Here is a 17,088-nt window from a genome sequence, read left to right on the forward strand (position 1 = left end):
CGGCCATCCCCAACCCGCCGACCAGGTCGATGGGCGCCTGGGCCCTGGACGTCCTGATCTGGGGCGGGGTCGGCGCCGTGCTGGTCTACAGCTTCGGCCCGGTCGAGCTGGTCAATGTCACCAAGCTGTTCAGCAACAACGAGAACACCCAGAATTTCGCCCGCGAACTGCTGCGGCCCGACTTCACCGACTGGAAGCTGTTCGTCGCCAAGATGTGGGAGACGGTGCAGATTGCCCTCTGGGGCACCTTTATCGCCGTCTTCGCCGCCATCCCGATGGGGCTGGCCGCCGCGCGCAACATCGCCCCCTTCTGGGTCGTCACCCCGGTGCGCTGGTTGATGAACCTGCTGCGCTCGATCCCCGATCTGGTCATCGGCCTGCTGTTCGTCGTCGCCGTGGGCCTTGGGCCCTTGGCGGGCGTGCTGGCCATCGCCCTCAACACCGCCGGGGTGCTGGCCAAGCTGTTCTCGGAGGCCGTCGAGTCGATCGACAAGGGCCCGGTCGAGGGCGTGCGCGCCACAGGCGCCTCCAAACTTCACGAGATCGTCTGGGGCGTCATCCCCCAGGTCGCGCCGCTGTGGACCTCCTTCGCCCTCTACCGCTTCGAGTCCAACAGCCGGTCGGCGACGGTGCTCGGCCTGATCGGCGCGGGCGGCATCGGCCAGGTGCTGTTCGACAGCATGAACGCCTTCGACTTCCGCGCGGTCTCGGCCATCGTGGTCGTGGTCGTGGTCGCCGTCACCCTGATCGACATGCTGTCCCAGGCCATGCGCAAGCGGCTGCTCTGATCCCGTCCTTCTCCCCTTGCGGGAGAAGGTGGCAGCCGAAGGCTGACGGATGAGGGGTCACGCCGGCTGTGGGCTTGTGGTCAACACCAGACGGCTGCCGCCTGAGCGACCCCTCATCCGACCTCGCTGCGCTCGGCCACCTTCTCCCGCAAGGGGAGAAGGACGCTAGTTCCGCAGATCCGGCGGCGTGGCCTCTTCCGTCAGGATGCGGATGGCTTCGTCCAGCGACACCACCTCCTGCGCCTGCGAGCCCAGACGGCGGAGGGCGACCGTGCCCTGTTCGGCCTCGTTCTTGCCGACCACGGCGATGACCGGGACCTTGCCGACCGAGTGTTCGCGCACCTTGTAGCCGACCTTCTCGTTGCGCAGGTCCAGCTCGGTCCGCAGCCCGGCGGCCTTGAACCGGGCCTGAACCTCGCGGGCGTAGTCGTCGGCTTCCGAGACGATGGTCGCCACCACGGCCTGGGTCGGCGCCAGCCACAGGGGGAAGGCCCCCGCGTAGTTCTCGATCATGATGCCGATGAACCGCTCGAACGATCCCAGAATGGCCCGGTGCAGCATGACCGGCCGGTGCTTCTGGCCGTCCTCGCCGATATATTCCGCGTTCAGACGTTCCGGCAGGACATAGTCCAGCTGCAGTGTGCCGCAGGTCCAGGTCCGGCCGATGGCGTCCTTGACGATGAAGTCCAGCTTGGGCGCGTAGAAGGCGCCGTCGCCCTCGGCGATGACCGGGTCGACCCCGGCCAGCCGCGCGGCCTCGCCCAGCATGGCCTCGGCCTTGTCCCAGAACTCGTCCGTGCCGGCGCGCACCTCGGGCCGGGTCGCCAGGGCGATCTCGTGCGTCGTCATGCCCAGATCGGCATGGATGATCTGCGTCAGTCGGATGAACCGTTCCGTCTCGTCGACGATCTGGTCCTCGCGGCAGAAGATATGGGCGTCGTCCTGGGTGAAGCCACGCACCCGCATCAGGCCGTGCAGGGCGCCCGACGGCTCATAGCGGTGGCAGGCTCCGAACTCGGCCATGCGCAGCGGCAGCTCGCGGTACGACCGCTGGCCCTGGTCGAAGATCTGCACATGCCCCGGGCAGTTCATCGGCTTTAGGGACAGCGTTTCGCCCTCGACCGTCTCGCAGACGAACATGTTGGGCCGGTATTTCTCCCAGTGGCCGGACTTCTCCCAGAAGGTCCGGTCCAGCACCTGCGGCGTCTTGACCTCGACATATCCGGCGGCGTCCAGCCGGCGGCGCATATAGGCTTCCAGCACGCGCCACAGCTCCCAGCCCTTGGGATGCCAGAAGACCATGCCCCGGCCTTCCTCCTGCATGTGGAACAGGCCCATGGCCTTGCCGATCTTGCGGTGATCCCGCTTTTCGGCCTCCTCGATGCGCAGCAGATAGGCGTCCAGGTCCTCCTTCGAGGCCCAGGCCGTGGCGTAGATGCGCTGCAGCTGCGGATTGCGATGGTCGCCACGCCAGTAGGCCCCGGCCAGCTTGGTCAGCTTGAAGGCCTTGCCGACGAATTTCGTCGTCGGGAAATGCGGCCCCCGGCACAGGTCCAGCCAGCCGCCGGAGCGGTAGACGGTGATTTCCTCCGTACCCGGAAGATCGCGGATCAGCTCGGCCTTGAAGGTCTCTCCGACGCTTTCGAAATGCCGGATCGCGTCGTCGCGGTCCCAGACTTCGCGGACCAGCTTCTCGTCGCGGTCGACGATCTCGGCCATCTTCTTTTCGATGGCGGCGAAGTCGTCCGTCGAGAACGGCTCCTCGCGGGCGAAGTCGTAGTAGAAGCCGTCCTCGATCGCCGGGCCGATCGTGACCTGGGTGCCGGGGAACAACTCCTGAACCGCCTGGGCCAGCACGTGGGCGGCGTCATGGCGGATGGTCTCCAGCGCCTCGGGATCGTCGCGCATGATCAGCCTGAAGTCGCCGGAGCCGCCCAACGGACGGTCGAGGTCGCGCTGTTCGCCGTTCAGGGCCACGAGCGCCGCCCGCTTGGCCAGCGACGGCGAGATGGAGGCGGCGACGTCACGGCCCGTGGCGTCGTCGGGATACTGGCGCGAGGCGCCGTCGGGGAATTTGAGATCGATCATGTCTTCGTCTTTACAGGCGGAACCGGGTCGTACCCCGATTGGCCGAATGGGTGGCATTTGCAGAGGCGTCTGACCGTCAGCCATCCCCCCTTGACCGGTCCATGCTGGATCAGCGCGTCCCGGCCATAGTCCGAACAGGTCGGCAGGAACCGGCATTGCTGCCCGATCAGGGGCGACAGCGTCAGCTTGTAGCCGCGATGGGCCAGCCGCACGCCGCGTTCATAGAGAGTTCCGCCGGAAGCCATGTCGCCGCGCTTATCCCCCGCGAAGGCCGCGGGAGCAACGGGCGCTATGCAGCGCCGGCGAGGCTAGTTCGGGTGTCAGGGCTTTTGCGGGCGAGCGCCTGCCGCACGGCGTCCAGCGTGGCCTCGATCGCGACCATGGTCGAGGCGTGGCGGGCGGGATAGTCGGCGACCTGTTTCAGGGCGCGCAGCCCCTCGAAACGGCCTGTCGGACCCTCGCCGCCGGCCTTCAGCATGGCGGACATGGCGTCGCGCGCGGCGACCAGTTCTTCAAGGGAAGCGCCCACCACGGCCTCGCCCAGCACCCCGGCCGCGGCCTGGCCGAGGGCGCAGGCCTTTACGTCCTGGGCAAAGTCCAGAACCCGCCCCGCGTCATCCAGTGTCACGTCCACGATCGCCTTCGAGCCGCACAGTTTCGCAACCCGCTCGCCAGTGCCCCACCTTTCACCGGATCGGGGCGCGGCCAGCCGTCCGCTGTGCGGCAGGTTGGCCGCCAGCTTGAGAATGCGCGCGCTGTAGAGCTCGTCGATCATGGGCCGGAATATAGGCGATCAGCCGCCCTGGAGCGAGCCCCAGGTCCGGGCCTGATCGACGGCGCCGTCCCTGGCGCGGTCCCGCAGCCACTGCAGATTGGCGTCGGCGGCCTCTGGCGGCAGGTCGCGGCGCAGGATCTGTTCGGCCTCGTCCATCTTGCCGGTCAGGCCCAGCACCATGGCCAGGTTGAGGCGCACCTTAAGCGAGGCGCCGGGCTGGGCGGCGGCGCGGCGCAGCAGGGGCTCGGCGGTCGCGGAGTCGCCGTGGGTCATGGCCGATATGGCCATATTGGTCAGGATGGCCGGATTGTCGGGCGAGAGGGCCAGGGCCTGGGCCCAGGCGGCGCGGGCGTCGTCGGGCCGGCGAACCTGCTCATAGGCTGTCCCCAGCAGCGACCAGGCCTGCCAGTCGCCGGGGCGGGCGTTGCGGGCCTGTTCGAGGGCGGCGACGCCATAGAAGGCCTGACCGCGCGCGATATGGGCGCGCCCGACCTCGAGCATGGCGTCGACGTTTCCGGGCTGGATGACCAGCACGCCCTGGGCCATTTCGGCGGCCTGGTCGTACCGGCCGAGATCGCGCAACGCCGCCGCCGCCTTGACCCCGGCGATCGGGTCGCGCGGGTCGACGTCGGCCTGGTCGGTCCAGAACACCGACCGGCTCAGGGCGTCGGAGCGGTCATAGGCCGCTCGCACCTCGGCGGTCGCGGGTTGGCGCGGCGCGGCGGCGGCCTGGGGACGGGCCGAAGCCTGGGCCTGAGCCGTAACCGGATCGGCCGCGGCTGCGCCGGCGGCGCCCGAAAGCAGGACGAGGATTGCGATAGAGGCTGTCGTGCGCGACATGGAGGCGCTCCGGAGGGTTCGGGGGCCAGACTCGGCTCTTCGCGTCAATCCTTGGTTAAGATCGGCCGCCGCCGGCCGGAAAGGCCGCCGTCCATGTCCGTCCTGCATCCCGACCTGCTGACCGCCGACGCCGAGGGCGCGATCCCGGTGCGGTTCGTCGGTCCCGCGGGCCCTGTCGACGAGGCCCTGCAAGGCTGGGCCGAGGCCAACGGCTTCAGGGGCAAGCCCGGCCAGATGCTGGTCGCGCCCGACGGCCGGGGCGGGATCGCCGCCGTCCTCGTCGGCGCCGGAGAGACCTTCGATCCCATGTCAGCCCGCGCCTTGCCGGCGAAGCTGCCGCCGGGCCTCTACCGGCTCGAGGCGGAGCCGATGGACGCCCGCAAGGCGGCCCTGGCCTTCCTGCTCGGCGCCTATGCCTTCGACCGGTACAAGGCCCGCCCGGATCGCGATCGCGTTCGGCTGGTCGCGCCCGACGGCCTCGATCTGGCGGCGACGGCGCGGATCGCCTCGGCCTGCGCCCTCGCTCGCGAGATGGTCGACACTCCGGCCGCCGACATGGGGCCCCTGCAGATCGAGACCATCGCCCGCGAGATCGCGGCGGAGGCGGCGGCGGCGATCACCGTCGTCACGGGCGCGTCCCTGCTGGAGGAAAACTATCCGGCCGTTCACGCGGTCGGCCGCGCCGCCGCCCCGCACCGGGCGCCCCGCGTCATCGAGATCGGGTGGAACCTGGAACGCGCGGACCTGCCGCTGGTCGCCCTGGTCGGCAAGGGGGTGGCGTTCGACTCGGGCGGTCTGGACATCAAGGGCGCCGCCGGCATGCGCAACATGAAGAAGGATATGGGCGGCTCGGCCCACGCCCTCGCCCTCGGCCGGCTGGTCATGCAGACGAACCTGCCCGTGCGGCTGGTCGTGCTGGTCGCCGCCGTCGAGAACGCCATCTCGGCCGACGCCTTCCGCCCCGGCGACATTCTGAACAGCCGCAAGGGGCTGACCATCGAGATCGGCAACACCGACGCTGAGGGCCGGCTGATCCTCGCCGACATCCTGACCCGCGCGGGCGAACACAGCCCCGACCTCACCCTCGACTTCGCCACCCTGACCGGCGCGGCCCGCATCGCCCTCGGACCGGATTTGCCGCCGCTCTATACCGACGACGAAGCCCTGGCCGCCGACCTGCTGGACGCCGCCCGCGCCGTCGGCGACCCGCTGTGGCGGATGCCGCTGTGGCCCGGCTATCGCGGGGCGCTGGACACCGAGATCGCCGACCTGCGCAACGATTCCGCCGCCTGGGCCCAGGCCGGCTCCGTGACCGCCGCCCTGTTCCTGCAGCGCTTCGCCCCGACCACCGGCGCCTGGGCCCATATGGACATCTTCGCCTGGAATCCCCGCGCTCGTCCCGGCTGGCCCGAAGGCGGCGAGGCCCAGGCGTTGCGGGCCTGTTTCGAGATGCTGACCCGGCGGTTTGGACACAACAAAGCCTCCGTTCGTTAACGGCCCTTTCGGCTTCTTGCGTTACGACGACGGCTCAACCGGACGAGCCCACGCTTGACTGCAGCCGCCGCCATTCTCGATCCTCGCACCACGCTCGCCCGGCCCGATCTGGCCGAGCAGGCGCTGGAAGGCGTCGTCCGCGCCTCGGCCTTCCGCGCGGTCCGTCCCATGCATTGCGCGGTTCCCGTCGCCGAGATCCATGCCGACGCCGCCCCCGGGGAACATCCCATCGACCAATTGATCTTCGGCGAGGCCTTCGACGTGCTCGACGGCCGCGGCGAGCGCCTGTGGGGTCGCGCGCGCCGGGACGGCGTGGTCGGCTGGATCGACGCGCGCGCCCTGGGCCAGGGCGCTCCGCGGCCGACGCACCGCGTCGCCGGTCTCGACGCCGCCCTGCCGCTCAACGCCCTGGTCGTCGATCCCGCGGACATGAGCGGGATGACGCCGGTTGGAGAATTCGCCTCTTCGCCCGTGGAGGTCGCCGAGCGTCTGGTCGGCGCGCCCTACAAGCTGGGCGGCCGCTCGTCGCTGGGCACGGACTGCTGCGGTCTGGTGCAACAGGCGCTTTACGCCTGCGGTCTTCCCGGGCCGCGTTACGCCGACCTGTTGGCGGAACTCGGACGGGCCGTGGCGCCCGGCGAGGCCCGGCGCGGCGATCTGGTCATCTGGCTGGACCCCGACGAAGGACCGTGGAACGGCCACGCCGGCTTCATGCTGGACGGCGGCCGCGTGCTGCACGCCGTCGGTCGTCTGGGCGGAGTCGTGATCGAGCCGTTCGCGGACGCCGACGCCCGCCATCGGGTCGAGGGTTCCCCGGGGCCGGTCTTCCGCCGCCTCTGAGCGGAACGAAAAAGGGCGGCCCGAAGACCGCCCTTCCCATCATGTCGAGCCTGCGGGGCTCAGTTGTTCGGCGGCGCCGGGCTGGTCGAGGCCGGCGGGGCGGCGGGCGTGGCCGCCGTGGTCGGCTGGGCCGCGGCGCCCGTGACCGGAGCGCCCCCGGTCTGACCGCCGCTCTCGGCGCCGGCCGATTCGGCGCCGGCGGCCGGGGTCTCGCCTTCGACCGGAGCGGCCGGGGCGGCGCCGGGCTGACGCGCCGGATCGGGCGCGGGGATGGCGAACCCGCCCGAACCCTGGCTGCGCAGCCAGGCGATCAGATTGACGCGGGTGTTGGTGTCGCGGATGCCGGCGAACGACATCTTGGTGCCCGGGACGTGGCGGCCCGGAGCGGTGATGAACTGGTCCAGTTCGTCCAGGGTCCAGGTCGGCGCCGCGCCCTTGTGGGCGGCCATGGCGTCGGAATAGGCGAAGCCGGCGCGGTGCATGACCGGGCCGCCGACCACGCCGAACAGATTCGGGCCAATGCCGTCGGCGCCGCCCGCGGTGGCGTTATGGCAGGCCTGGCAGCGCGCGAAGGCGGCCTCGCCGGCGGCCAGATCGGCGGCCGGAAGCACCGTGCCCCAGTCGGGCGGCAGGACCACCTCGGTGGCTCCGCCGGCTGCCTCTTCGGGCGCGTCGACGAAATAGCCCATCTTTTCAGGGGCCGCCGTGTGATAGATCGCGCCGGTCACCTGCTGAACGCCGATGATGACGAAAGCGGTCGCCAGACCGGCGCCCAGAATCTTGTTCCACTTCAGATCGCCGCTCATGCGCGTCGTCTCATCCCGTTTCTGAGGCCCGACCGTATGACCGGCGGGCGAATTCTTGCGTGGGCGTCTCTTACACGCTAGCGCGGCCTTCGCAACCGGCGGAAGGTCGTCGGAGCGTCGCAGCGGTGGACTTGAACGTGAACCCCCTCATCCTGATCCCCGCGCGCATGGCCGCGACCCGCCTGCCGAACAAGCCGCTGGCCGATATCGGCGGCGTGCCGATGATCGTGCGCGCGTATCGCCAGGCCGCCCTGTCGGGCCTTCCGGTCGCCGTCGCGGCCGGGGATCCGGAGATCGTCGCGGCCATCGAGGCGGACGGCGGCGTCGCCGTCCTGACCGATCCTGACCTGCCGTCGGGGTCCGACCGAATCCGCGCCGCCCTGGACACGATCGACCCCGAAGGCCGGCATGACGCCGTCATCAACCTGCAGGGCGACATGCCCTTCGCCGATCCCGGGCTGGCCACGGCCTGCGCGGCCCTGCTGCACGGTGAGCCGGCCTGCGACATCGCCACCCTGATCGCCCCCGAGGCGGATGTCTCTGACCGGACCAATCCCGACGTGGTCAAGGCCGTGGTGGCCCTGTCCGAAGGCCAGCACCACGGCCGCGCCCTCTATTTCACCCGCTCGACCCTGTTCGGCGACGGCCCCATCTGGCGCCACATCGGCTTGTACGGCTACCGTCGCGCGGCCCTGGAGCGGTTCTGCGTCGCCCCCCCTTCGCCGCTGGAACGCCGCGAAAAGCTGGAACAGCTCCGGGCCCTCGAGATGGGCCTGCAAATTTGGGCCGCCGTGATCGACGAGGCCCCGCTGTCTGTCGACAACCCCGATGATCTGGCCGCGGCGCGGGCGATTGCCGGGAGGCAGCAGGCAACAGGCGACAGGCAGTAGGGAGCCGGGATCAGGCCTCCTCTGTCGCCTGTTGCCTGTCTCCTGATCCCTCAGCCTCGAACCCATCCACCCAGGCCTGCAGCAACGTCCGGGCGATGGCTATTTCCGGCGGAGCCTTGATCGAGGGATGCGTCCCCTCAAGGCAGGCGCGGGCGTCCTCGCGCGTCAGCCAGGCCACCGCCTCCAGCTCGGTCTGGTCGGGCCGGGCGTCCATGCTGTCGACCTCGGCGATCAGGCCGATCATCAGCTGCGACGGAAAGGGCCACGGCTGGCTGGAGTGATACCGCACCGCGGTCACCGTCAGCCCCGCCTCCTCGGCGATCTCGCGGGCGCAGGCCGCCTCGATGGTCTCGCCGGGCTCCAGAAACCCCGCCAGCGCCGACATCCGCCCCTCGGGCCAGGCCGCCTGACGCCCCAGCAGGCAGATCGGCTCGGCCCCGCCCCGGAACACCGGCAGCATGATGGTCACCGGATCGACGCGCGGAAAATGCTCGACGCCGCAGGCCGGACAGACCCGCTTCCAGCCGCCGCAGGCATTGTCGCTCTCGACCCCGCAGGCGGCGCAGAAACCATGCCGCCGCCGCCAGTCGAACAGCGACTTGGCCGTCCCCGCCATGGCCGCGTCGGGCCCCGGCAGCATCGCCGCCGCCTCGCGCATCTCGTGAAAGGCGCCCAGTCCGGCCAGCGGCCCCGCCGCCGGATCGGTCGAGCCCTCGATCTCGACCGCGAAACAGGGCGCGCCCTTCCACAGGCCGAGGAACAGCTCGCGGTCCGGGGCCACGGCGCGGGCGTGGGTCAGGCCCAGCCAGGCCAGCCGCGGCTCGCCCGCCTCCACCAGCGGCCGCCCCTCCCACAGCACCATGGCCACGGCCTCGGGATTGGCGGCCTGCTCGGCCAGCCAGTCCGGATCGTTGCGAAGGTCGCCGGCCCGATCGAGGGGATTGCCGGCGAAGGTATTCAGGACGGGAAGGGCCATGGCATCATCTAGCAAGCCGCCGCTTGCATCCGCGAGCCGGAATCGTCATATCCCGTCCCGGAGATCGCGGGCGAAGGTTTCGCCAACCTGGTCAGGGCCGGAAGGCAGCAGCCACAACGAATTCCCCTTCGGGTCGCGGTCTCCACCTTTCCCCGGAATTCAGCGATCCTGCGCCTTCGCCTCGGGACGCACCGCGCCGACGAACAGGCCGGCCAGTCCGTCGTCTTCAAACACATAGACGGCGTACACGCTGCGCTGGCGGACCGCCGCCAGGAAATCCTCGTCTCCGACCTCCCCCAGGGCCGCCTCGGATACGAATCGATCGCCTTGCCGGGAATACAGCCACACGGGCATGTTCTCGCTGTCGTCCTCCGAGGCCGGCAGCCCCAGATGATCGGTCAGCTGTTTGCTCATCCTCAGCGGGTCCCCTTCGGGCGACATCACCCCGCAGACGTCCAGCACCACGCCCTTGATCTCCAGTATGGCTTCGCCGTCCGCCCAGCCCGTCATCAGGACCTCCATGTCGCCTGGCGACACGCTCGCCGGGTTGGCCGGATCGAAGTTGAGAAAGACGGTGGTGTTCTGGAACTCCTCATCCTCGTCGGCGGGCATCAGCGACGTCGCATCCCGCCATCCGGCGCCCTTGGCGACGAGCTCGGCGGCGTCCGCGTCGGCGTCCGTCGACACGCACATGTCCGCGAAAGACTGGAACGGTTCCGCGGAGGCCGCGCCGGCCAGCGTCAGGGCGAGCACCGCCCCCATGATTCCAGACTTCAGCACGACGATCCCTTTTCAACCCACGGTCCGGCTTAGCATGGCTTTCGCACGCCGCAAGGCTGCATTGGCGCGAGCGTGGAACCGGGTCCCCCTCCAATCGCTCTGAAGGCTCACCCCCTTCAGGAGCGGACAATGAGCATTCTCGGCAACATCCTCGGCAAGATATTCAAGCGGCGCGAGACCGCGACCCCGACTGCCGCTCCGGCTCCGACCGCGGCTCCGACGACCACGACGACCACCTTCGCTCCGGCTCCCGCCGAACCGGTCGACGTCGACGGCATCCTCGACTTCATGAACGACCAGCGGGACCAGAAGCTGAACTGGCGCACCTCGATCGTCGATCTCATGAAGCTGACCGGCATGGACAGCACCTTGGCCGAGCGCAAGGAGCTGGCGAACGAGCTGGGCTATACCGGCGACACCTCGGACACCGCCTCGATGAACATCTGGCTGCACAAGCAGGTGATCGCCCGCATCCGGGCCGATGGCGGCCAGATTCGCGACCTGACCGACTGATCCACTTCGTCATTCCCGCGAAAGCGGGGACGCCTTGCGGCGAGGGGGTGCGCGACCCCGCCCTCTCGCTGTAAGACGGATGGATGAGCGACGCCGACCCGAGTCTCGATGGCCCTCCGTGGGAGGAAGACGCCCCCGACGGCGACGTCGTCGAGCGCGATCCCGACACCGACGACATGTTTGGCGCCCCCGAACCTGCCGGCATGCGCGAGGCCGAGGCCGCCGCCGCGCCTGTGAGCCAGCCCGAACGGCCGGAACCGGCGAGGGTCACAGCGCCCGCTGACAGCGGCCCGCTCGCCCATGTCGACGACGGCGAGGCCTACACCGTCCTGGCCCGCAAATACCGGCCCCACACCTTCGAGGACCTGATCGGCCAGGAGGCCATGGTCCGCACCTTGACCAACGCCTTCGCCACCGGCCGCATCGCCCACGCCTTCATGCTCACCGGCGTCCGCGGGGTCGGCAAGACCACCACCGCCCGCCTGCTGGCCCGCGCCCTCAACAACGAAACCGACAGCATCGACCGCCCGTCGCTGGCCCTGACCGATCAGGGCCGCCACGACGCCTCCATCATGGCCGGCCAGCATATGGACGTGGTCGAGATGGACGCCGCCTCCCACACCGGCATCGACGGCATCCGCGACATCATCGAGAGCGTCCGCTACGCCCCCGTCGAGGCGCGCTACAAGGTCTACGTCCTCGACGAAGTGCACATGCTGTCCAACCAGGCCTTCAACGCCCTGCTGAAGACGCTGGAAGAGCCGCCGCCCCACGCCAAATTCATCTTCGCCACCACCGAGATCCGCAAGGTCCCGGTGACCATCCTCAGCCGCTGCCAGCGCTTCGACCTGCGCCGCGTCGAGCCCGAGATCCTCGTCGACCACCTCGCCCGCATCGCCGACCGCGAGGGGATGAAGATCGAACAGGACGCCCTCGCCCTGATCGCCCGCGCCGCCGAGGGCTCGGTCCGCGACGGCCTGTCCCTGCTGGATCAGGCCCTGGTCCAGGGCGACCGCGGCGAGACGGTGAAGACCGAGGTGGTGCGCGACATGCTCGGCCTGGCCGACCGCAGCCAGACCATCGCCCTGTTCGAATCCGTCATGGCCGGCCGCACGCCCGAGGCGCTGGAGCTGTTCCGCACCCTCTACGGCTACGGCGCCGATCCGGTGCAGATCACCAACGACCTGCTGGAGCATTGCCACGCCGCCTCGGTGGCCAAGATGCTGGGGCCCCAGGCCACCCGCCTGCCCAACGACCAGGCGCAGAAGCTGACGGCCCTGGGCGCGGTCATCTCGGCCGGCACCCTGGCCCGCGTCTGGCAGATGCTGCTGCGCGCCCTCGACGAGGTCCGCCGCGCGCCCAACCCGGCCGACGCTGTGGAAATGGCCATCGTCCGCCTCGCCTACGCCGCCGACCTGCCCGGACCGGAAGAGGCGCTCAAGGCCCTGCGCGACGGCGAGCCCATGCCCGGCGGCGCGGCTCCGCGCGGCCCTTCGGGCGGTGGTGGCGGAGGCGGCGCCTCCGCCCAATTGGCGCCCCGCCCGGTCGCCGCCCCGACCCTGCCCGACCCGCAGTCGTTCGAACAGGTCGTCGCCCTGATCGGCGAGAAGCGCGAGGTCGGCCTGCAGATGGACGTCCAGCGCTACGTCCGCCCCGTGGCCTTCAAGCCGGGCGCCATCACCTATGAAAGCCTCGACGGCGCGCCGATGGATCTGGCGCGCAAGCTGGCCTCCCGGCTCAAGGACTGGACCGGCCGCACCTGGCTGATCGCCGCCAACGGCCAGGGCGGCGGCGAGACGATGATCGAGATCGACCGCCGCAAACGCTCCGAGGAGCGCGCCGGCGTCGAGGCGGACCCCTTCGTCATGGCGGTGATGGAAGCCTTCCCGGGCGCGAAGATCGGTGAAATCAAGACCCTCGCCCCGGCGGTGGAGCTGCCGGCGATTCCGGATGAGCCGGGGGACGAGGATTGAGCGTCGGCGGCATGCGCGTCCTCTTTCCGCTTCTCATCGCCCTGGCTGTCTGCGGCTGCGCGACCGGTCCACAGGCCGTCCGGGCCACAATGCCGCTCGAGATATGGAGAGCGGAAGGCGAGTCGCCTCATATGAGGCCAGCGCGCGTCGTGGCCGGCAGCACCGAAACAGGCGCCCCTTTCCAGTTCACCATCCGGTTCGACAGCGACGACCTCACCCTCGGCAAGGCCAGTTCGGTTACTTGGCAGATGTCTCTGGACGGCTATTGCCGTGACAAGCCCACCATCGTCCGTTCGGTTCTGATCGGTCCCTCGGGGCAGGTCTGGCGTTTGGGGCCGGTCTTTGTACCGGCGGGACCCGATCGCGGCCAGAACTGGTCGAGCGGCGGGTTCGCGCATGACTATGGCCGGCCGGGTACCCAGGACCTGCTGGACGCCGTTACCGCCGGGGGTCGCTTTACGCTCGCGATCGAGGACGACGAGGGTCAGATCTGGAACCCCTCGCTTATCGACACCCCGGCGCCTGCTCAGCGGGAGCGCCTGTTTGCCGCTAACCGCGCGGCCTTTGGAGCGACCGATCCTGAGACCGTCCCCGTGGCCGGCGAAACGCCGCTGATCGCGGTGTACAGCCAGCCGTTTGTGGCGCCATGGCCGCCACGTCCCTGCCCGGAACCTGCGGCACGGGTCCGATAGCCGGCTCGATCTTGCGTCCGGCGTCTAAAGAATCCGCGCCGCTTCCTCGAAGCTCAGCCTCGGCGAACGCGGGAACAGGTTCTCGTCCGTGCCATAGCCGAGGTTGACGATGAAGTTCGGCTCCACGGTCGTCCCGCCGAAGAACTCAGCCTTCACGCCCTCGGCGTCGAAGCCCGACATCGGCCCCACATCCAGCCCCAGGGCCCGCGCCGCCAGCAGGAAATAGCCGCCCTGCAGCGAGGCGTTGCGGAAGGCGGACTCGCGGCGCGAGGCCTCGTCGGGGAACCAGTCCTTCGCGCCCGGCGCGTGCGGGAACAGGCGCGGCAGGGTGTCCGGGAAGGCCAGATCCTGGCCGATGATCACATTGACCGGCGCCTGCAGCGTCTTGGCCTGATTGCCCTCGCTCATCAGCGGGATCAGGCGCGCCCTGGCCTCGGGCGATGTCACGAAGACGAAGCGGGCCGGGGTGTTGTTCACCGCCGTCGGGCCGAATTTCGTCAGGTCATAGAGTTTGCGCAGCAGCGCCTCGGGCACGGCCCGGTCGGACCATGCGTTGCGGGTGCGCGCGCCGGTGAACAGTTGCGTCAGCGCGGCGTCGCTGAGGGGCATATCGCGGACGGGGAGAGAGTCGAAGGCCATGGCAGGCTCCAATCAGAAACGGTTACAGTTGCTAACTAGGTCGGTCCCTATCCTTCGCAAGGGGTTCAGGCACATAAACTGTTACTGATTTTCCGATCTGTCGTTCGGGCGGTCAAACGCCTATCTAGACCGCATGAAAGATCTCAACGCCCTCATGCAACAGGCCCAGGCGATGCAGCAGAAGCTGCAGGACGCCCAGGCGAAAATGGCCGAAACCACCTCGTCCGGCACGTCCGGCGGCGGCCTCGTCACCGTCGCCCTGAAGGGCGCGGGCGAGATCACCTCGGTCGTCATCGACGACAGTCTGCTGGTCCCCGGCGAGGGCGAGATCCTGGCTGACCTGATCGTCGCCGCCCATGCCGACGCCAGGCGCAAGCTGGACGAGGTCAACAGCGCCCTGATGCGCGAGGCCGCCGGCCCCATGGCCGGGATGAACATCCCCGGCATGCCCAAACTCTTCTGAATGAGGTGACGATGCGTGCCTTGCTGACCGCCGGTTTCCTGATGCTCGCGCCCGGGATCGTCCTGGCGCAGGTTCCCGCCGACCTTGCCCGCGAGGCGCACGAGTATGAGCGCGCCCAGATCGAGGGCGACCGGGCGTCGCTCGAACGCCTGATCGCCGACGACTATGTGCTGGTCGGCGGCGACGGCTCGCGCACCGACAAGGCGGGCCACATCGCCGAATTCACCGCCCCGGAAATGAACCTTCAGCCCGTCACCGTGCGCGACGCGGTCGAGCATGTCTGGACCGACGGCGCGGCCCTCGGCGGCACGGTCGACGTGGTCGGGACCTTCGCCGGCTCGCCGTTCCGCCAGACCCTGCGCTATGTCGACGTCTGGGCCCTGCGCGACGGTCACTGGCGCGTCGTCTATGGTCAGGCCACCCGCGTCTCCGCGGCGAACTGAGCCGGCATGGCCGCCTCAGCCGGACCCGAGATCGAACGGTTGATCAGCCTGCTGGCCAAACTGCCGGGCATGGGTCCCCGCTCGGCCCGCCGCGCGGCCCTGGCCCTGCTCAAGAAGCGTGAGCAACTGCTCGTCCCTCTGGCGGCCTCCCTCGCCGAGACGGCGGAAAAGGTCTCTTCCTGCTCGGTGTGCGGCGCGCCGGACACCCGCAACCCCTGTTCGATCTGTTCCGACGGCGCGCGCGACAACGCCCTGATCTGCGTCGTCGAGGAGGCCGGCGCCCTGTGGGCGATGGAGCGGTCCGGCGCCTTCCGCGGCAAATACCATGTGCTGGGCGGCCTGCTGTCGGCGCTGGACGGCGTCGGTCCCGATGCGCTGCGGGTGGCCGAGCTGGTCGGACGCGTGCGCGGCGGCGAGGCGAAGGAGGTTGTGCTGGCCCTGCCCGCCACCGTCGACGGCCAGACCACGGCCCACTACCTCGCCGAACGGCTGGTGGACACCGGCGTCGTCATCACTTCGCTGGCGCGCGGCGTGCCGGTCGGCGGCGAACTGGACTGGCTGGACGACGGCACCATCATCCAGGCCCTGAGGCAGCGACGGCCGGCCTGACCGCTACGACCGATTCTGACGTGGAGGTGGTGCAGTCTGGGCCGATGACGGCTGAACGCACCTTCACGACGCTCCAGACCATCCGACTCTTCGGACGCCTGGGACGCTGTAGACGCTGTAGACTGTGTTTTTTCACTTCGCGGGCTCCGGCGACTCCCGGTAGGAACGGAGCATGAACGCATATCTGGCCCTCGCCGTCGCCGCCGGCCTCGTCGCCGCCATCGCCCTGTTCTGGGCCCTGATGGAGCGCCGCCGCGCCTCCGTCGCTGATGCCCGGGCCTGGGAACTGCGCGAACGCTACGCCGGGAGCGAGGCCCGCATGCGCCTGTTCGAGGATCAGGCCGCGACCTCGACCGAACTGCTCCGGGCCCAGGCCGCCCAATCGGCCAACACCGTGGCAGAGGAGCTTCTCAAGCGCACCGACGAGACCTTCCGCACCCGCGAACTGATGTCCCAGCAGCGGATGGAAGCCCAGCTCAAGCCGGTCGCCGACACTCTCAAACTCTTCCAGGAGCATGTCGCCGCGCTGGAGAAGGCGCGCAACGAGGAGACCGGCGGGCTGAAGGAACAGCTGGCCCTGCTGATGACCGCCTCGACCGCCACCCGCGACGAGGCCCGCCGCCTGACCGAGGCCCTGCGCGGCAACACTGGCCGGCGCGGCCGCTGGGGCGAACAGACCTGCCGCAATGTGCTGGAAGCCGCCGGCATGGCCGGGCGGTTCGACTTCGAGGAACAGTCCTCCAGCGCCGACGACGCCGGCCGCCAGCAGCGCCCCGACTTTGTCGTCCGCCTGCCCGGCGGCGGCATGTTCGTCATCGACGCCAAGGTTTCCCTGGCCTTCGGCGACGAGGCCGACGGCGACGAGGAAGCCCAGGCGAAGGCCGCCTCCCTGCGTACGGCGACCAGCATGAAGACCCACGTGCGCCAGCTGTCGTCCAAGGCCTATCAGGACCAGTTCAAGCCCAGCCCCGACTTCGTCGCCATGTTCGTGCCCGGCGACGCCTTCCTCGCCGCCGCCCTCGACCATGAGCCGGACCTGATGACCACGGCCATGGCCTCGCGCGTGGTCATCGTCACCCCGACCACCCTGTTCGCCCTGTGCAAGGCCGTCGCCTACGGCTGGCGCGCCGAGGAGCAGACCCGCAATGCCGAGGAGGTCGCGAAGCTCGGCAAGGAACTCTACAAGCGGCTCTCGGTCATGGGCGGCCACGCCGCGGCGGTCGGTCGTGCGCTCGACACGGCGGTTGGCAAATACAACCAGTTCGTGGGCTCGCTCGAGAGCCAGGTCATGGTCTCGGCCCGCCGCTTCGAGGACCTTCAGGTGGACCACGAAGGCAAGGAGCTGCCCGAACTGGCCCCCGTCGACCAGTCGCCCCGCGCCCTCAGCCGGGCCGAATTGGTTACAGCCGAAAGCCGGCCCGCCGCCCTGCCCAAGGGCTGACAGGCTATAGACAAGGACGCTCGACATCTTTGTACGGC

19 protein-coding genes and 1 other RNA gene are annotated in these 17,088 nt (G+C 69.7%); 12 read left to right on the forward strand and 8 right to left on the reverse strand.

The window, feature by feature from the left end; all coding sequences use genetic code 11:
* The first annotated feature begins 29 nt into the window (after positions 1-29).
* A complete protein-coding gene (gene phnE / locus PSV23_RS00090) occupies positions 30-788 on the forward strand; it encodes a phosphonate ABC transporter, permease protein PhnE (RefSeq protein WP_300465468.1) in 759 nt (252 codons plus the stop codon).
* A 165-nt stretch (positions 789-953) separates the two neighbouring features.
* On the opposite strand, the gene thrS is transcribed toward phnE, so the two are convergent.
* From thrS to PSV23_RS00110, 4 genes are read right to left on the reverse strand one after another with little or no spacing between them, the layout of a single operon-like run.
* Positions 954-2,876: a threonine--tRNA ligase gene (thrS, locus tag PSV23_RS00095; protein WP_300465368.1), complete on the reverse strand. Its 1,923-nt coding sequence runs from the start codon at positions 2,874-2,876 to the stop codon at positions 954-956.
* A complete protein-coding gene (yidD, locus tag PSV23_RS00100; protein ID WP_300465370.1) occupies positions 2,873-3,121 on the reverse strand; it encodes a membrane protein insertion efficiency factor YidD in 249 nt (82 codons plus the stop codon). The genes thrS and yidD overlap by 4 nt, the downstream gene beginning before the upstream one ends.
* 44 nt (positions 3,122-3,165) lie before the next feature.
* The gene (locus PSV23_RS00105; protein WP_300465372.1) at positions 3,166-3,651 is read right to left on the reverse strand and encodes an iron-sulfur cluster assembly scaffold protein; all 486 of its coding nucleotides are present in this window, start codon (positions 3,649-3,651) and stop codon (positions 3,166-3,168) included.
* Positions 3,652-3,669: 18 nt separating this feature from the next.
* Entirely contained in the window at positions 3,670-4,491 is an 822-nt protein-coding gene (locus PSV23_RS00110) for a tetratricopeptide repeat protein (RefSeq protein WP_300465374.1), read from the reverse strand.
* A 93-nt stretch (positions 4,492-4,584) separates the two neighbouring features.
* On the opposite strand from PSV23_RS00110, the gene PSV23_RS00115 reads away from it, so the two are divergent.
* The gene (locus PSV23_RS00115; RefSeq protein ID WP_300465376.1) at positions 4,585-5,985 is read left to right on the forward strand and encodes a leucyl aminopeptidase family protein; all 1,401 of its coding nucleotides are present in this window, start codon (positions 4,585-4,587) and stop codon (positions 5,983-5,985) included.
* 54 nt (positions 5,986-6,039) lie between these two features.
* Positions 6,040-6,825 carry an NlpC/P60 family protein gene (locus PSV23_RS00120; RefSeq protein ID WP_300465378.1) on the forward strand — a complete coding sequence of 262 codons (786 nt, stop codon included), beginning with the start codon at positions 6,040-6,042 and terminating at the stop codon, positions 6,823-6,825.
* 59 nt (positions 6,826-6,884) lie between these two features.
* On the opposite strand, the gene PSV23_RS00125 is transcribed toward PSV23_RS00120, so the two are convergent.
* Positions 6,885-7,631, reverse strand: a complete 747-nt coding sequence (locus PSV23_RS00125) for a cytochrome c family protein (RefSeq protein ID WP_300465380.1) — start codon at positions 7,629-7,631, stop codon at positions 6,885-6,887.
* A 137-nt stretch (positions 7,632-7,768) separates the two neighbouring features.
* Here PSV23_RS00125 and PSV23_RS00130 point away from each other — a divergent pair, with 137 nt between their 5' ends.
* Entirely contained in the window at positions 7,769-8,521 is a 753-nt protein-coding gene (locus PSV23_RS00130; protein WP_300465381.1) for a 3-deoxy-manno-octulosonate cytidylyltransferase, read from the forward strand.
* A gap of 10 nt (positions 8,522-8,531) precedes the next feature.
* Here PSV23_RS00130 and nudC read toward each other — a convergent pair whose 3' ends face one another.
* Positions 8,532-9,497 carry an NAD(+) diphosphatase gene (nudC, locus tag PSV23_RS00135; protein WP_300465383.1) on the reverse strand — a complete coding sequence of 322 codons (966 nt, stop codon included), beginning with the start codon at positions 9,495-9,497 and terminating at the stop codon, positions 8,532-8,534.
* A gap of 56 nt (positions 9,498-9,553) precedes the next feature.
* Between nudC and ffs the strand changes: the two genes are divergently transcribed.
* Positions 9,554-9,647, forward strand: an RNA gene (gene ffs, locus PSV23_RS00140) — signal recognition particle sRNA small type.
* A 9-nt stretch (positions 9,648-9,656) separates the two neighbouring features.
* On the opposite strand, the gene PSV23_RS00145 is transcribed toward ffs, so the two are convergent.
* A complete protein-coding gene (locus PSV23_RS00145) occupies positions 9,657-10,277 on the reverse strand; it encodes a hypothetical protein (protein ID WP_300465385.1) in 621 nt (206 codons plus the stop codon).
* Positions 10,278-10,406: 129 nt separating this feature from the next.
* Between PSV23_RS00145 and PSV23_RS00150 the strand changes: the two genes are divergently transcribed.
* The 3 genes from PSV23_RS00150 (at position 10,407) to PSV23_RS00160 (ending at position 13,455) form a co-directional block, all read left to right on the forward strand.
* Entirely contained in the window at positions 10,407-10,790 is a 384-nt protein-coding gene (locus PSV23_RS00150; protein ID WP_300465387.1) for a DUF3597 domain-containing protein, read from the forward strand.
* 83 nt (positions 10,791-10,873) lie between these two features.
* The gene (locus tag PSV23_RS00155; protein ID WP_300465389.1) at positions 10,874-12,763 is read left to right on the forward strand and encodes a DNA polymerase III subunit gamma/tau; all 1,890 of its coding nucleotides are present in this window, start codon (positions 10,874-10,876) and stop codon (positions 12,761-12,763) included.
* A 149-nt stretch (positions 12,764-12,912) separates the two neighbouring features.
* Positions 12,913-13,455: a hypothetical protein gene (locus PSV23_RS00160; protein WP_300465391.1), complete on the forward strand. Its 543-nt coding sequence runs from the start codon at positions 12,913-12,915 to the stop codon at positions 13,453-13,455.
* A gap of 24 nt (positions 13,456-13,479) precedes the next feature.
* Here PSV23_RS00160 and PSV23_RS00165 read toward each other — a convergent pair whose 3' ends face one another.
* Positions 13,480-14,064: a malonic semialdehyde reductase gene (locus PSV23_RS00165; RefSeq protein WP_300465470.1), complete on the reverse strand. Its 585-nt coding sequence runs from the start codon at positions 14,062-14,064 to the stop codon at positions 13,480-13,482.
* 163 nt (positions 14,065-14,227) lie between these two features.
* On the opposite strand from PSV23_RS00165, the gene PSV23_RS00170 reads away from it, so the two are divergent.
* The 4 genes from PSV23_RS00170 (at position 14,228) to PSV23_RS00185 (ending at position 17,050) form a co-directional block, all read left to right on the forward strand.
* Positions 14,228-14,557 carry a YbaB/EbfC family nucleoid-associated protein gene (locus PSV23_RS00170; protein ID WP_300465393.1) on the forward strand — a complete coding sequence of 110 codons (330 nt, stop codon included), beginning with the start codon at positions 14,228-14,230 and terminating at the stop codon, positions 14,555-14,557.
* Between the two features lie 11 nt (positions 14,558-14,568).
* On the forward strand, positions 14,569-15,000 hold the full coding sequence (locus PSV23_RS00175) for a nuclear transport factor 2 family protein (RefSeq protein ID WP_300465395.1): 432 nt from the start codon (positions 14,569-14,571) through the stop codon (positions 14,998-15,000).
* Between the two features lie 6 nt (positions 15,001-15,006).
* Positions 15,007-15,609 (forward strand): recombination mediator RecR, encoded by a 603-nt coding sequence (gene recR, locus PSV23_RS00180; RefSeq protein ID WP_300465398.1) that lies wholly within the window; start codon positions 15,007-15,009, stop codon positions 15,607-15,609.
* A gap of 172 nt (positions 15,610-15,781) precedes the next feature.
* A complete protein-coding gene (locus tag PSV23_RS00185; RefSeq protein WP_300465400.1) occupies positions 15,782-17,050 on the forward strand; it encodes a DNA recombination protein RmuC in 1,269 nt (422 codons plus the stop codon).
* Positions 17,051-17,088: the final 38 nt, after the last annotated feature.

Source organism: Brevundimonas sp. (assembly GCF_029946145.1).
Classification (GTDB): domain Bacteria; phylum Pseudomonadota; class Alphaproteobacteria; order Caulobacterales; family Caulobacteraceae; genus Brevundimonas.